Here is a 14955-nt window from a genome sequence, read left to right as displayed (position 1 = left end):
CGCCTATTCGAGGTCGGCCAGCACCTTCAGATGCGCCACCACGCTGCGCGCCAGCGCCGACAGGTTGTAGCCGCCTTCCAGGCAGCTGACGATGCGCCCCTGGGCATACTGGTCGGCGATCTTCATGATCTGCCGCGTCATCCAGGCATAGTCGGCTTCCACCAAGCCCATCTGGCCCATGTCGTCCTCGCGGTGGGCATCGAAACCGGCCGAGATGAAGATCATCTGTGGCTGGTGCGCGTGCAAGGCCGGCAGCCATTTCTCGGTCACCACCTGGCGCACCGCGCTGCCATCGGAATAGGCCGGCACCGGTACATTGACGATATGCGACTCGGTGGGACCATCGCCTGAGAACGGGTAGAAGGGATGCTGGAAGAAACTCACCATCAGCACCCGCGGATCGTGGGCGAAGATGTCCTCGGTGCCGTTGCCGTGATGGACATCAAAATCAATCACGGCCACCCGTTCCAGTCCATGCACGTCGATCGCATGGCGCGCGGCCACGGCGACGTTATTGAACAGGCAAAAGCCCATGGCCTTGCCGGGCGTGGCATGGTGGCCGGGCGGACGCACGGCGCAGAAGGCATTGTCGAGTTCGCCGGCCAGCACCGCATCGGTGGCGGCCACGGCCGCGCCGGCGGCACGCAGGGCGGCCTTCCAGCTGTGCTTGTTGAGCAGGGTGTCGCCATCGATGGCGTGGTAACGCTCGCCGGACAGGCTCAGGGAGTGGCTGTGCTCGCGCACGTAATCCACCGCCGTCGGGGCGTGGACCCGCTCCAGCTCGGCCGGATCGGCCAGCGGCGCCTCGCGCCGGTCAAGGAACTGGTCGATGCGGCTGGTGATGAGTTGATCCTCGATGGCCTGCAGGCGGATCGGTGATTCGGGGTGCCAGTCCCCCATTTCATGGCGCTGGCAATCGGCGTGCGTATAGATGGCGGTGGTCATTATTGCTCTTGTTGCTATCGTTGCTGTCAGGCAAGCTGGTGCGCCGGCCCGGATTGTCTCTTCAGGCTAGTGTACATCCGCTGTCGCCTATCGTGTACCTCGTGATACCGCCGCGCCGACCCGGCATGCACCACGGCGGGGCAGGCGGCGCGATACGGTATACTCCCGGACTTGTCTTGCCCCGCGGCCAGACCGTAACAGATGGTTTCGCCGCTCCGCCACCACAGCTCCGCCACTCATGCCCATCACCCTGCCCCGCCTGACTGTCCTGTCCTCCACCCTGCTCTTCGTCGGTCTGTGCGCCCTGCCGCCGGCCCTGCACGCCGCTGACACGACCAGCCAGAACAAGCCTGCCAAGAGTAAGGCGAGCGCCAAGAAGACCAGCAAGAAGGCCCAGCCCAAGAAGAAGGTGGCGCCGGAAGACCAGGGCGAGTTCGTCCATTTCAACGACTGGAAGGATGTGGGCCGCTTCATCGACGAGATGGTCGAGCGCAACCAGTTCAGCCGCAGCGATCTCAATGCGCTGTTCGCCCAGACCCGTTATCTCGATACCGCCATCCAGCTGATCAAGCCCGCGCCCAGCAACAAGCCCAAGAACTGGGCGGCCTACCGGGCGCGCTTCGTCGAGCCGGTCCGCATCAATGCCGGCGTGGAGTTCTGGAACACCTATGGCGTGGCCCTGGCGCGGGCGGAGGCGCAATATGGCGTGCCCATGGAGATCATCGTGGGCATCATCGGCGTGGAAACCGTCTACGGTCGCAACACCGGCAACTTCCGCACCATGGACGCCATCACCACGCTGGCCTTCGACTACCCCGACACGCCCAACCGCGAAGCGCGCACGGCCTTCTTCCGTGGTGAGCTGGAAAACACCCTGCTGCTGGCACGCGAGGCCGGCATCGATCCGCTGTCCCTGCGCGGCTCCTATGCGGGCGCCATCGGCTGGCCGCAATTCATGCCCGGCAGCATCCGCGAATACGCGGTGGACTTCGACGGCGACGGCAAGATCGACCTGCGCAATTCGCCGGTGGACGCCATCGGCAGCGTCGCCCATTACCTGGCTGTGCACGGCTGGCAGCGCGGCGAACCGGTGGCCTTCCCGGTCACGGTCTCGGCCGATAACCGCCAGTGGGAAGGCATGCTCAACCAGGGCCTGGAAGCCAAGTACACCGAGGAGCAGCTGCGCGCCGCCGGCATCACGGTGCCGGCCCTGCCGGAGGGGATGCGCTTCGGCCTGGTGGACCTGCAGAACGGCACCGGCCCCACCGAGTACTGGATCGCCACCAACAACTTCTACGCCATCACCCAGTACAATCGCAGCTACTTCTATGCGATGTCGGTGGCCGAACTGGGCCGCGCGGTGGCCTCGGCGCGTAGTCGCTGAACACTGAACACTGCGCGCCGAGACTGCTGCCCGGCCTCCGGGACGGGGCGTGCAACAACCCCGCCTGCCCCCGCTTCTTATTTTTTTCGATTCCTGATCTGACATGAAACGCATTGCCCCCCTGGCCTCCTCGCTGATGCTGACGCTGGCCGGTACCTCCCTTGGCCTGTCCACCGCAGCCCGTGCCGACACTCCCGATGACAAGAGCGACAGCCTGCCCACGGTCAACGTCACCGCCAGCGGTACCGGCACCGGTAGCGAGGGCGCGCGCGCCCGCTCGGCCTCGGTGGCCGGCTTCGACGATGCGCCCCTGCTGGACACGCCGGCCTCGGTCTCGGTGGTCAGCCAGCAGCAGATGCGCGACCAGCAATCACGCGTGCTCTCGGATGTGGTCAAGAACGATGCCTCCATCAACGAGAACTACGCGCCGGTGGGCTACTACGAAAACTTCAGCATCCGTGGCTTTGCGCTGGATCCGGCCAGCGCCTATCGCATCGATGGCCTCAGCGCCGCCGGCGAGCAGACCATCGCGCTGGAGAACAAGGAGCGGGTCGAGTTCCTCAAGGGCGTGGCCGGCCTGCAGGCCGGCGTGGTCGCCGCAGGCGGCCTGGTCAACTACGTGACCAAGCGCCCGGCCGATGTGCGCTCGATCACGCTGGGCACCGATTCCTACGGATCGCGCTACCTGGCCACCGACCTGGGCACGCTCTTCGGCGAGCAGAAGCAGTTCGGCCTGCGCATCAATGCCGCACATGAAGACATCCATTCCTATGTCAACAATGGCGATGGCTGGCGCGACTTCGCCTCGCTCTCGGCGACCTGGGCGATCTCCTCGAAGACGCTGGTGCAGTTCGATACCGAATACCAGCAGAAGGCCCAGCACTCGGTGGCCGGCTATCAATTGCTGGGCGGCACCACGCTGCCCTCGGGCGTCTCGCCCGGCACCATGCTCACGCCGCAATCCTGGGCGCAGCCGGTGCGCGACAGCTCGCTCAACACCCGCCTGCGCATCGATACCGAATTCAGCGACGCCTGGCGCGGCTACTTCCAGGCCGGCCGCAGCCGTGCGGTGATCGACGACTACCTGGCCTTCCCCTATGGCAGTGGCGGTGGTGCATCGTCCACCTTTGCCGCCAATGGCGACTTCGATGTGTATGACTACCGCGTGCCCGACGACGAGCGCCGCAATGACGAAGCACAGGCGGTGGCCATCGGCAAGTTCGCCACCGGCTGGCTGCAGCATGAGCTCACGCTGGGCCTGGCCATGTCGCGGCGTACCGTGGACAAGTCCGATGGCATCAGCACCCTGGTGGGCAGCGGCAACATCTACAGCGGCACGCCGGCCTTGTCGCCCTCCACCGATGTCCCCGGCCCGGCCTATCGCAACCTGGACAGCCGCCAGAAGGCGCTGTTCTTCAGCGACCGCCTGCAATTCTCGGACCGCTGGCAGTTGATCGCCGGCGGCCGTCAGGTCTGGCTGAAGGAACAGGCCTTCGGCTCTGATGGCTCGGTCACGCGCGACACCACCCGCAACCTGTTCCTGCCGCAACTGGCGCTGGTCTTCAAGCCGGTGCAGAACATGTCGCTCTATGGCAGCTATGCCGAGACCCTGTCGCTGGGGAGCGTAGCGCCCTTCTGGGTCAGCAACTACCCGACCACGCTGCCGCCGTCGGTGGCGCGCCAGCTGGAGGCCGGTGTGAAATATGACGTCTCGCCGGACCTGGCGCTGACGGCGGCCCTGTTCCGCATCCGCAAGGCCTACGAATACCAGATGCCGGACAACAGCACCGCCGGCTTTACCTACGTGCAGCAGGGAACGCAAACCAACACCGGCATCGAGCTGGGTGCCAACGGCAAGCTCACGCCGCGCCTGGCTGTCGGCGCCAGCGTGGCCGCCACGCGCGCCCGCGCCACCGATACCGGCACCCCGGCCTATGACGGCCAGCAGGTCATCAACGTGCCGCGCCTGCGCAGCGCCGTCTACGCCGACTACGCCCTGCCGGGCGTGGACGGTCTGAACCTGATGGGCAGCTGGAACTACAGCGCCAGCAAGCCCGCCACCCGCGATGGCAGCGTGGTGCTGCCGGCAGTGCACATCTTCAATGCCGGCCTGCGCTACAAGATGCGCATGAACGGCCATGTGGCCACCCTGCGCGCCAATATCGACAACGTCTTCGACAAGCGCTACTGGAAGGATGCCGGCCAGTACCTGGGCGACGGCTACGTCCACCTGGGTGCGCCGCGCACGGCCCGCCTGTCGCTGCAGTACGATTTCTGAGCGGTACACGCGCATGGAAGCGGCCTCCCATCACCTGACCCGCGTCATCAGCCACGGCATGGGCGCCGAGCCGGTCATCTCGGACTGGCCCGCGCTGACCTCGGCGGAAGTGGCGCGCATCCTGCGCCACTACCCCGGCGTGGGCCAGCCGCTGCGACTGGAATGGCATAGCCCGCGCCCGTTCTCGGCGGCCTGCGTGATGCAGACCGAGAGCGGCCCCATCATCGTCAAGCGCCATCATGCGCGCGTACGCGATGTGGCCGCACTGGGCGAGGAACATCGCTTCGTGGCGCACCTGCATGCGGGCGGCCTGCCGGTCAGCACCGCGCTGCCCACCGAAGAGGGTGCCACTGCGCTGGCCGATGACTACTGGACCTATGAAGTCTTCCGGCTGGCCGCGGGAGTGGACCTGTATCGCGAAGCCATCTCGTGGACGCCCTTTTCCAGCAGCGCCCACGCCTGGTCGGCCGGCCACATGCTGGCGCGCCTGCACCTGGCATCGCAAGGCTACGACGCCCCGGCGCGGGCGGCGCGTCCGCTCATTTCCAGCTTCACCATCTTTTCGCAGGAAGACCCGGTGCGCCCGCTGCAAGCCTATATCGAGCAGCGCCCGGCCATCGCCGAATACCTGGAAGGCCGGCCCTGGCGCGGCGAAGTAGCGCAGCACCTGCTGCCCTGGCATGCGGCGCTCAAACCCTATCTGGATGAATTCGTCCCGCTGTGGACGCATAACGACTGGCACGCCTCCAACCTGCTGTGGAGCGATGCAACACCGGCGGCGCAGGTCCAGACGGTGCTGGACTTCGGCCTGTGCGACCGCACCTGCGCGCTGCATGACCTGGCCACCGCCATCGAGCGCAATATCGTCGAGTGGCTGGCCATCCCGCAACGCGATGCGCAGCTGGTACACCTGGACCTGCTGGACGCCCTGCTGGACGGCTATGCGACGCTAGCGCCGCTGACGGCACGCCAGCTGCGGGCATTGGCGGCACTGCTGCCGCTGGTGCATGCCGAATTCGCGCTGGCCGAGCTGGATTACTTCCACGGCGTGACGCAGTCACCGCAGAATGCCTCGCTGGCCTATGACACCTATTTCCTCGGCCATGCGGCGTGGTTCCATTCGGCCGAAGGACAGCGCCTGCTGACGCATCTGCAAGGACGCGCCGACGCTCTGGAGAAGAACTGAGTTTTCCACAGGCTTACGCTTTTACATAGCTTCGACCAGGAGTGGACCTTCCACAATAGTCACCCTCCACCCAGGCTCGCAGAGAGTATCTTTCCAGTTGCAATTGATCGACGAGACGCCACCGTTAAATGATCTGTAATGTCGCACGGTTATCCTCTTTGCATGGATGGCATTGAGGTGGCCCATCAATTTGGCGCAGTCGACTATAAAAACGTGGCAGATCGTTCTTTTGCCAATGAAGGAAATTAATGTCTTCTCGTGTTTATCTCTGTTGTACAGATTTTTCGGGGATGCCGTCCGACCAGGAGTCGGATTCGTTCTTCAGTGTGTCAGGAACGGAATACGAGGCTAATACCCGGATTCCTCTTTTTTGGCTATGCCTTTTCGTCGGCAGCGACATCAAGATTGTTCCCGGTGGCAAGAGTTACGTTCCAGAATCGAGCGATGAAGAGGCTATCGATGAAGATTTTGACGAAGAGAACCACCATCTCCTGTATGACGATGAGAGTTACAGGCCCTATGCCTATCTCTCTTGCCTGAGAACGGAGGGTATCGATCAATTGAAGCGCCGCTCCGAGATGATGCTGGCAGCCTTGGGGGCTGAGTGTCACGCCTTGTATCTGGAATGGATTGTGCGACTGGAAGCCGAACCCTTCCAGTACATCCTCATCAGGACCGAAGAGCTCGATGGAATGGGTGACGACGGAGAATTGGAAGGTCTCTTGCGCAGATCGATTGGGGATCTGGAGCGTGCGACTCAGACGAAGGCTCTCTTGATGAGCAGTGATATCAATAATCTGGTGGGCCTGTCGGAAGATAGTGTCTTGAGTAAGTGCGAAGCCTACGAACTTGTGGGCAGCGCCAATAGCGCACTGCAATGGCCTTCGCGCTCCTTGTCCAAGGAGCTAGCGGCCGCAGAACCAAACGTTGCTCCGCCCAAAAAATCAAAATGGATGTTTTGGAAGCGATGACGATATGTAGCTTGAGGCATCGCTGATCTCAAAAGAGGCTTTCGAAGCTTTATGGAAAGATGCGTCCCGCTCCTGATCGTCATCAGAAGCGTACATCGCCAGCACAGGAAAACGCCTGCGTATTGCAGGCGTTCTGCCATCTGGAACGCCTGATCCTCTCAGACGCCCTCAGAATCCACCTGAGAGGATCAGGCAAAATCCTTGATGGTTTCCGGCTCGATCAAGACCATGTCTTCGTTGGCGCCCAGCCAGATCTGGCCGTCCTGGATCGTGCATTGCAGCTGCATGGTGCGCTGGGCCAGCGCCGCCAGTGCCTGGCTGGCCTCGGCGGGGATATTGACCACCTTCAGGTTCTTGGCGCGCTCGACGCGGCTGCCGGTCTGGTTCCACCAGATGTTGGAGACGCTGCTGTAGCTATACACCAGCACGCGCCCGGCGCGACCGCAGGCCTTGAGGATGGCGCGGTCATCGGGCTGCCCCACTTCGATCCACAGGTCGATGGCGCCGGTGAGGTCCTTCTCCCACAGGTCGGGTTCGTCGGTATCGGACAAGCCCTTGCCGAAGGCCAGGGCCTCGCTAGCATGCAGGGCGAAGGCCAGTACCCGGATCATCATGCGTTCGTCGGTCTCGGAAGGGTGACGGGCAATGGTCAGGGCATGTTGCTGGTAGTAATGCCGATCCATGTCGGAGATCTGCAGGTCGGCCTTGAAGATGGTGGATTTGAGCGCCATGGGATGTTGTTCTGTCTGGAAAGCGGCGACAGGCTCGCCGCCAAAGGTTGGCAAGCATAGCCGATCTGCGCCGCCTCTGCGCATTTGTGCGCGCGACGTCAAACGCTGGCAGCGGGCCCCATGCGACAATGCCGGCCATGAATACTCCCACCCCTTCCCGCAGCGACGACGAGATCGTCGCCCTCACCCGCGCCTGGCTGGAACAGGCTGTCATCGGCCTGAACCTGTGTCCGTTTGCCAAGTCGGTCCACGTCAAGGACCAGGTCCGCTATCGCGTCAGCCATGGTCAGGACTGGAATAGCCTGGCCAGCGATCTGGAACAGGAGCTGGCCCTGCTGGCCCAAGCCGATCCCGAACAGATCGACACGACGCTACTGATCATTCCGCTCGCATTAGCCGACTTCCACGAATACAACGACTTCCTGGACTGGGCCGACCAGCTGCTGGAAAGGATGGAGCTGGATGGTGAGTTGCAGATCGCCAGCTTCCATCCGCACTATCAGTTTGCCGACGCCCAACCCGACGATATCGAGAACTACAGTAATCGCTCGCCTTTCCCCATCCTCCATCTGTTGCGAGAAAGCAGCATCGATCGGGCCGTTGCAGCCTATCCGGATGCCGCCGCCATCTTTGAGAAAAACATGATTACCTTACGTAACTTGGGCTTAACTGGCTGGAATTTGTTGCCATTTGTCGTATCAAACAGACAACGCTAGCAAATTTTGAATTAATACTGTTAATATCTGTTACAAATTAGGAAATGGGTATTTGCAACTATTGTGGAATAGAATTTTCTGACTGCATGAAAAATGTGCAATTATTTCTATATAGACATAGAATTATTGCTGTGCTGCTCCAAGCGCACTTGGTCAGAGAACTCGCTAGGGTTGTTTTGAAGTCGTTCTTTGATAGGGCTTTCGCTATCCAGCTGAAATGGCAGCTGTGTCGCAGTCAGATAGCGTCAGTCGCGTTTTGCAGTTTTACCAACAATTAATGCTTAGGCGCAATGCCTTCCACAAACATCTGCATAATGGAACGTCCCGATCATGACTACCAACGATACTGCTGAAACCAACGCCATCTCCGATCACGTCAACTACGATCCCAACCACCTGTTGGACGCACTGATCGAGAAGCTGCACCTGAAGAATGACGCGGCACTGTCGCGCGCCCTGGAAGTGGCGCCGCCGGTGATCAGCAAGATCCGTCACCGTCGCCTGCCGGTGGGTGCGTCGTTGCTGATCCGTATGCATGAAGTCAGCGAGCTGTCGATTCGCGAACTGCGCGAACTGATGGGCGATCGCCGCGAGAAATTCCGTATCAGCGACAAGCAGTTCAAGCCGAAGCCAGGCGCAGCGCCGGCACCGGTGACTGCTACCACTGTCGGCGGCGCCGAGTAAGACGCCACCTGCTGTTGGTAATGCACTGACGGGGATACAAAAAAACGGAGCCATCGGCTCCGTTTTTCTTTGTGGCTAGCGCTCCGCGCCTCAGGCCGGGAACACGCCGGTGGAGAGGTAACGGTCACCGCGATCGCAGACCACGAAGACGATGGTGGCATTCTCCAGCTGATGCGACAGGCGTACCGCCACTTCACAGGCGCCGGCCGCCGAGATGCCGCAGAACAGGCCTTCGGTCACGGCCAGCTTGCGGGCCATGTTCTCGGCATCGGCCTGGCTGACGGATTCGATCTGGTCCACGCGGGAGCGGTCGAAGATCTTGGGCAGGTAGGCTTCAGGCCACTTGCGGATGCCCGGAATGGACGAGCCTTCCTCCGGCTGGGCGCCGACGATCTGCACCTGCGGATTCTGTTCCTTGAGGTACTGGGCCACGCCCATGATGGTGCCGGTGGTGCCCATGGCACTGACGAAGTGGGTGATGCTGCCCTTGGTATCGCGCCAGATCTCGGGACCGGTGGTCTCGTAGTGCGCCAGCGGATTGTCGGGATTGGCGAACTGGTCGAGGATCAGACCCTCGCCGTTCTTCTGCATCTGGTCGGCCAGGTCGCGTGCGTATTCCATGCCGCCGCTCTTGGGCGTCAGCACGATGCGGGCGCCGTAGGCAGCCATGCTCTGGCGACGCTCTTCGGAGAGGTTTTCCGGCATCAGCAGCACCATCTTGTAGCCACGCATGGCCGCCACCATCGCCAGGGCGATGCCGGTATTGCCGCTGGTGGCCTCGATGAGGGTATCGCCCGGCTTGATCTGGCCGCGTGCCTCGGCACGGGTGATCATGGAGTAGGCCGCGCGGTCCTTGACGGAACCGGCCGGATTATTGCCTTCCAGCTTGCCCAGGATGAGGTTGTTGCGGCGCTTGGCTTCTTCGCCGCCGATGCGCGGCAGCTGGATCAGCGGGGTATTGCCGATGGTGGATTCGATGGTCGGGTAGGACATCTGCTTGGCTTCCTTGCGCAGCCGTGCGTGGGCACGGGCGATCTTTGGTCGAAAGGAGCATTCTAATATGAAGCTTCCCATGTGCAGGCGGCCGTACCTAACAAGATGCTTATATAGATATAGCCAATTCATTTAAAGCACGGGCGGCGCCACCTTCCGCGCGGCAATGGCCTACACTGGGGGAACACGCCGCCCCTCGCCCACACAACAACAAGCACAGGCAGACTCGACGGCGCACGTTGATGGAGACGACATGTATACCCATGAGATCAGCAACCAGGTTCCCGACCTGCGCGACACCAACCTCTATACCCGCGACCTGGCACTGACCGAAGCCGTGCAGCGCGAGGGCGCCGCCTGGCACGACTGCACCCTGCGCAGCCAAGGCGAGCTGCTGGGCAGTGCCGAGATGAGCGAGCTGGCCGACCTGGCCAACCGCCATGCGCCGGTGCTGCGCACGCACGACCGCACCGGCCATCGCATCGACGTGGTGGATTTCCATCCGGCCTGGCATACCCTGCTGGAGCAATTACGTCATGCCGGCCTGCACGCCCTGCCCTGGATGCAGCCGGGCGATGGCGCCCACGCAGCACGCGCGGCTGGCTACTACCTGCACGCCCAGGTCGAGGCCGGTTCGCTCTGCCCGACCACCATGACCTTTGCCGCCATCCCGGTGTTGCAGCAGGAGCCGGCGCTGTTCGAACAATTGCGCTCGCGCCTGTTCTCGCGCGAGCACGATGCGCGCGACCTGCCCATCCCGCACAAGCGCTCCATCCTGGTGGGCATGGGCATGACCGAGAAACAGGGTGGCTCGGACGTGCGCAGCAATGCCTCCATCGCCATGCCGGCCGATCCCCTCAACGAAGGTCGTGGTCGCGCCTACCTGCTGTCGGGCCACAAGTGGTTCTTCTCGGCACCGATGTGCGATGCCCACCTGATGCTGGCGCGCACCGAGAATGGCCTGTCCTGTTTCTTCGTGCCGCGCTGGCTGCCCGACGGCACCCGCAACCCCATCCTGATCCAGCGCCTCAAGGACAAGCTGGGCAATCGCTCCAACAGCAGCAGCGAGGTCGAGTTCGAGGAAGCCATGGGCATCATGGTCGGCGACGACGGGCGCGGCATCCCCACCATCATCGAGATGGCCAACCACACGCGGCTGGACTGCATCATCGGCAGCAGCGCACTGATGCGCCAGGCGCTGGTGCAGGCCATCCACCACGCGCGCCATCGCAGCGCCTTCGGCCGCCTGCTGGCCGAACAACCCGTCATGCGCAGCGTACTGGCCGACCTGGCGCTGGAAAGCGAGGCCGCCACCCAACTCATGTTGCGGGTCGCACACGCCTTCGATGCCCCCGACGATGCCCTGCAACGGGCCTGGAAGCGCATCGTCACACCCGCCGCCAAGTTCTGGATCTGCAAGCGCGCCATCGAGTTCACCGGTGAATGCATGGAGGTCTGGGGTGGCAACGGCTATGTCGAGAGCGGCCCGATGGCGCGCCTGTACCGCGAGGCGCCGGTCAATTCGATCTGGGAGGGCTCGGGCAACGTGATGTGCCTGGACGTCTTGCGCGCCATGTCGCGCGAGGTGCAGGGCTTATCCCTGCTGCTGCTGGAGCTGGACGATGCCGCCAGCACGCATCCATTGTTGCAGCCCCGCGTGCACGCGCTCAAGCAGATGCTGGCGGCCCCCGAGGCAGAGCGCGAGGCCGGTGCGCGCCGGCTGGTGCAGCAACTGGTACTGGCCTTGCAGGGCATGCTCATGGCCCGCCATGCACCGGCCAGCTCGGCTGACGCCTTCCTGGCCAGCCGTAGCGACTGCGATGGCGGACGCGTCTACGGCACCCTGGGGGCGACCTCGCCAGCCGCGCAGGAAGCCATCCTGCAACGCGCCTGGCCGCCCGGCTAGGCTGCTGCCGGGGCAGGCGCGCTACCGTGCAGCAAGCGCTCGAACAAGTCGTCGCCGCCCATCTGCCCACCCTTGAGCATCAGCTCCATGCCCTCCAGGTGCGGTGCATCTGCATGGGCGCGACACAAGGCCACGCCCGGCGCCAGCTGGCCGAGATAGGACAGCCCCCATACCTCACATGCACGCAGCGCATGACTGGAGGTATCGCCACCGGCCACGCCGACACGTCGCAGCGGGAAACTCTGCAAAATCTCACGCAACAGCTCGCCACCGCTACGCGCCAGCCTGTGCGCGGCTTCCGGTTCGCCCACCCGGCCCGATTGCGGCGCGCTGGTGCAGGCCAGCACCGGGATGCCCTGGCCCAGCAGCTGCGTGATTTGCTGGGCGGTCGCATGACGGTAGTGCATGTCAGCGGCATAGAGCCGGCCGGCATCCAGGACCAGCTTGCGATATGAATGTGCCGCCTCCACCTGCCGCGCGGTCGTTGGCGAAAGGCTGCCGGCCAGCGCCAGCACCGGCCCTTGCGCGGGGGTGATGGCCGCCGCTGGCGGGGCTTGCTGGTCCAGCCATTGCCGGCTGCGCCAGCCTGCCAGCAGCGCCTGGATCACTCCGCTGGCGCCCACGGCCAGCAAGGGCTGCTGCAGCGCCCGGTCCCAGACCAGGCGACCGATGCCGGCCAACTCGGCCTCATGACTGACATCGAAGAGCACGGCATCGGGTTGCCCGGCCAGCGCCGCATCAACCTCGGCCGCGAGCCGCGCATCATTGCCATAGCTGGGGTAGTGCACGCCGGCCACGCGCAGGGACTGCTGCTGCAGATGCAGGCGCAGGTCCGCCTCGGCCATGGGCGTGACCGGATGGCGCGACATGGTCGGATGACGATCGATGCGAAACACCTCCCCGCCCTCCTGCCCGGCCGCATGCAACTGGCTGAATACGCAATAGCGTCGCAGGTTGGGCTGGCCGCCGACCATCGGGACAAAGGGATTGGCAATGCGCGCGCGCAAGAGACGGATGGCCGCACCGATATTGCCGACACCGGGGGCGCTGTCGAAGGTCGAGCAGATCTTGTAGTGCGTCACCGGGGCGCGCAGGCGCGAGAAGAAGGCCGACACCGGCGCCAGTTCATCGTGCATCGGTCCGGGCGCCATGGAGCGCGCCGTACCGGCGATGCCCAGGCAATCGAGCCGGCCGGCTGCGCGCAATTGCGCGGCGTCCGGCACCCGCAGGAACAGCAGGCTGCGCAAGCCTCCCAGGGTCGCGGTGGCCAGGCTGTCGGTGGCGCCGGTGAAGTCGTCGCCATAGAAGGCGATCTTGGGCCGGCCATCGAGGAAGGCCGTCACCGCTTGCCGGCGCCGAAGAAGTCGATGGCGCGTTGCAACTCCGGCACGCTGCGTGCCTGCTCTAGCAGCGGGATGCCGGCCTGCGCCGCCACCCAGGCCTGGCGCAAGCTGGTCACGCCGGCCGCAGCGCCATCGGGATGGGCCAGGATGCCGCCGCCGGAAAGAAACAGCAGGTCGTCCCCCTGCACCGCCCTCCGCGTGGCGTGAACGGTTCCCGCCCACTGGCCGTTGGAAAACACCGGCAGCACCGCATCCTCGACCGCCATGGGTGTGAGACAGGCGCGCGCCGATTGCACCACGTCCTCATTGGATTCGGCGAACTTGCCATCCAGGCCATGCACGTGCAGGTGATCCACACCAGCCAGCCGCCACAGCGCCTGATACGCCTTGAAGTCCATCCCCAGCGCCGGTGCGCGCGACATCATGCCAAAGCCATTGCGATGACCGTGCAGGATCAGCGGCGTACTGCGGCGCAGGCTCTGGATGGCGGAATAGCCGCACCAGTTCAGGCTGGCCATGACGCAGTCGCCGCCTTCGCTCTCGACCAGATCGGCATGGCGTCGCATGGCATCCAGATCGTCGCTGATGTTGAAGGCAACGATGACATTACGTCCGCTACGCTGGCGATAGTCACGCACCTCGCGCATCACGGCGCGCACGCGCTGCGCCAGCGGTGCATGTACGGGGTTGCTGCAGACTTCGTCATCCTTGATGAAATCCACGCCGGCCTCGCACAGCCGGCGCACCAGCGCGGCGGTCTCCTCGGCCGACAGGCCGACATTGGGCTTGATGATGCTACCCAGCAGAGCGCCCTGCGCCACGCCACTGCGGCGACGCGTACCAGCCACGCCCTGGCGCGGCAATTCGAACTGGCGACGATAGTCCGGCGGCAGTTGCACATCGAGCAGACGCAGGCCGGTGACTTCACCCAGGTCATAGAGGTTGCCGGCCACCGTGGCCGCCAGCGTCGGCAGGTTGGGCCCGATGTTGTCGACCGGATAGGCGATGCGCACGCGCGCACGGCGATAGGGGCCACCGATCTGCTGGCGCTGCTGCCAGGCATTGGGCAGGCTGGGCTGGGCCCGTGGCTCCAGCTCCTCCACGCCCAGCACCTGCGCCCGGGCGCGCGCACGCAGGTCGTCGGTCTCGCCCGCCACCCGCACGAAGGTACCGCAGGATTGTTCGCCAGCCATCACCTCGGCCACCTGCTGTGGCGGCAGCGGCGTTTCGATCAGGTAGTCTGCCGTGATGTCGAGCGCCGCCATCACAGTGATCCCAGGTCAGGGAAGGCGCGTACCGGATCGCGGCCATCCCAGTTCTCGGCAGCACTGCGGATGAGCTTGAACACCTTGCCCTTGGGACCGGCCACTTCCGAGAGCTCGATCACGGTGCCGGGGTGGTACTCGGTCTCGAAATAGACAAAGCGCCCGCGCTCGCCCACCTCGCCGCTCATGCCGATCTTCCAGCCGCGCGCCAGCAGGGCCGCCAGGTCGCGCTCGAAGTCCTCGGTCCAGTAGGCCACATGCTGCAGGCCGCTGTGGCGCTCCTGGCCACGGTGGATGAAATCGCGGTACATCGAGGGCGTGTCGCACCGCGCCTGGATCAGCTCGACCTGCACGCCGCCGGCATTGGCCAGCGCCACCGAATTGTGGATCTCGTAGGGCTGGCCGCGATAGCGGTAGTTCTTCAGCGGCACCCTTTCCATGTAATAGAAGGGCCCGACGCCCAGTACCTCGGTCCAGTGCTGCATCGCGGCCTCGATATCGGCCACCACATATCCCAACTGCTTGATCTCTCCGAGAAAGCGGCTCATGGTTG

13 protein-coding genes are annotated in these 14955 nt (G+C 64.0%); 7 read left to right on the top strand and 6 right to left on the bottom strand.

The window, feature by feature from the left end; all coding sequences use genetic code 11:
* Positions 1–3 precede the first annotated feature (3 nt).
* Entirely contained in the window at positions 4–945 is a 942-nt protein-coding gene (locus ACIPHN_RS08515) for a histone deacetylase family protein (protein WP_400435183.1), read from the bottom strand.
* A 238-nt stretch (positions 946–1183) separates the two neighbouring features.
* Between ACIPHN_RS08515 and mltB the strand changes: the two genes are divergently transcribed.
* The 4 genes from mltB (at position 1184) to ACIPHN_RS08495 (ending at position 6764) form a co-directional block, all read left to right on the top strand.
* On the top strand, positions 1184–2329 hold the full coding sequence (gene mltB / locus ACIPHN_RS08510; protein WP_400435181.1) for a lytic murein transglycosylase B: 1146 nt from the start codon (positions 1184–1186) through the stop codon (positions 2327–2329).
* A 103-nt stretch (positions 2330–2432) separates the two neighbouring features.
* A complete protein-coding gene (locus ACIPHN_RS08505; protein WP_400435179.1) occupies positions 2433–4607 on the top strand; it encodes a TonB-dependent siderophore receptor in 2175 nt (724 codons plus the stop codon).
* A gap of 13 nt (positions 4608–4620) precedes the next feature.
* Entirely contained in the window at positions 4621–5793 is a 1173-nt protein-coding gene (locus tag ACIPHN_RS08500; RefSeq protein WP_400435177.1) for a phosphotransferase enzyme family protein, read from the top strand.
* A gap of 248 nt (positions 5794–6041) precedes the next feature.
* The gene (locus tag ACIPHN_RS08495) at positions 6042–6764 is read left to right on the top strand and encodes a hypothetical protein (RefSeq protein ID WP_400435175.1); all 723 of its coding nucleotides are present in this window, start codon (positions 6042–6044) and stop codon (positions 6762–6764) included.
* A 188-nt stretch (positions 6765–6952) separates the two neighbouring features.
* Here ACIPHN_RS08495 and ACIPHN_RS08490 read toward each other — a convergent pair whose 3' ends face one another.
* On the bottom strand, positions 6953–7495 hold the full coding sequence (locus ACIPHN_RS08490; RefSeq protein ID WP_400435173.1) for a YaeQ family protein: 543 nt from the start codon (positions 7493–7495) through the stop codon (positions 6953–6955).
* A 137-nt stretch (positions 7496–7632) separates the two neighbouring features.
* Between ACIPHN_RS08490 and ACIPHN_RS08485 the strand changes: the two genes are divergently transcribed.
* Together ACIPHN_RS08485 and ACIPHN_RS08480 are read left to right on the top strand one after the other, a co-directional pair.
* Complete coding sequence (locus tag ACIPHN_RS08485; RefSeq protein WP_400435171.1) at positions 7633–8211, top strand: DUF1415 domain-containing protein; 579 nt, start codon at positions 7633–7635, stop codon at positions 8209–8211.
* A gap of 330 nt (positions 8212–8541) precedes the next feature.
* Positions 8542–8895, top strand: coding sequence for a hypothetical protein (locus tag ACIPHN_RS08480; RefSeq protein WP_400435169.1), 354 nt, complete (start codon positions 8542–8544; stop codon positions 8893–8895).
* A gap of 90 nt (positions 8896–8985) precedes the next feature.
* Here the strand turns inward: ACIPHN_RS08480 and cysM are convergent, their stop codons facing one another.
* Positions 8986–9888: a cysteine synthase CysM gene (cysM, locus tag ACIPHN_RS08475; protein WP_400435167.1), complete on the bottom strand. Its 903-nt coding sequence runs from the start codon at positions 9886–9888 to the stop codon at positions 8986–8988.
* A 253-nt stretch (positions 9889–10141) separates the two neighbouring features.
* Here cysM and ACIPHN_RS08470 point away from each other — a divergent pair, with 253 nt between their 5' ends.
* The gene (locus tag ACIPHN_RS08470; RefSeq protein WP_400435165.1) at positions 10142–11794 is read left to right on the top strand and encodes an isovaleryl-CoA dehydrogenase; all 1653 of its coding nucleotides are present in this window, start codon (positions 10142–10144) and stop codon (positions 11792–11794) included.
* Here the strand turns inward: ACIPHN_RS08470 and ACIPHN_RS08465 are convergent.
* Genes ACIPHN_RS08465 through ACIPHN_RS08455 form a run of 3 tightly spaced genes read right to left on the bottom strand, consistent with a single transcriptional unit; the run spans position 11791 to position 14950 of the window.
* The gene (locus ACIPHN_RS08465; RefSeq protein WP_400435163.1) at positions 11791–13137 is read right to left on the bottom strand and encodes a four-carbon acid sugar kinase family protein; all 1347 of its coding nucleotides are present in this window, start codon (positions 13135–13137) and stop codon (positions 11791–11793) included. The genes ACIPHN_RS08470 and ACIPHN_RS08465 overlap by 4 nt on opposite strands.
* Entirely contained in the window at positions 13134–14402 is a 1269-nt protein-coding gene (locus ACIPHN_RS08460; RefSeq protein WP_400435161.1) for a ribulose-bisphosphate carboxylase large subunit family protein, read from the bottom strand. Before ACIPHN_RS08460 ends, ACIPHN_RS08465 begins: the two co-directional genes overlap by 4 nt.
* Positions 14402–14950: a VOC family protein gene (locus ACIPHN_RS08455; protein WP_400435159.1), complete on the bottom strand. Its 549-nt coding sequence runs from the start codon at positions 14948–14950 to the stop codon at positions 14402–14404. Before ACIPHN_RS08455 ends, ACIPHN_RS08460 begins: the two co-directional genes overlap by 1 nt.
* Positions 14951–14955 lie beyond the last annotated feature (5 nt).

The organism is Herbaspirillum sp. NPDC087042 (assembly GCF_044745245.1).
Classification (GTDB): Bacteria; Pseudomonadota; Gammaproteobacteria; order Burkholderiales; family Burkholderiaceae_D; genus Herbaspirillum.
Note: the sequence above shows the minus strand (reverse complement) of the source record. Positions and strands in the feature narration are given on the sequence as shown.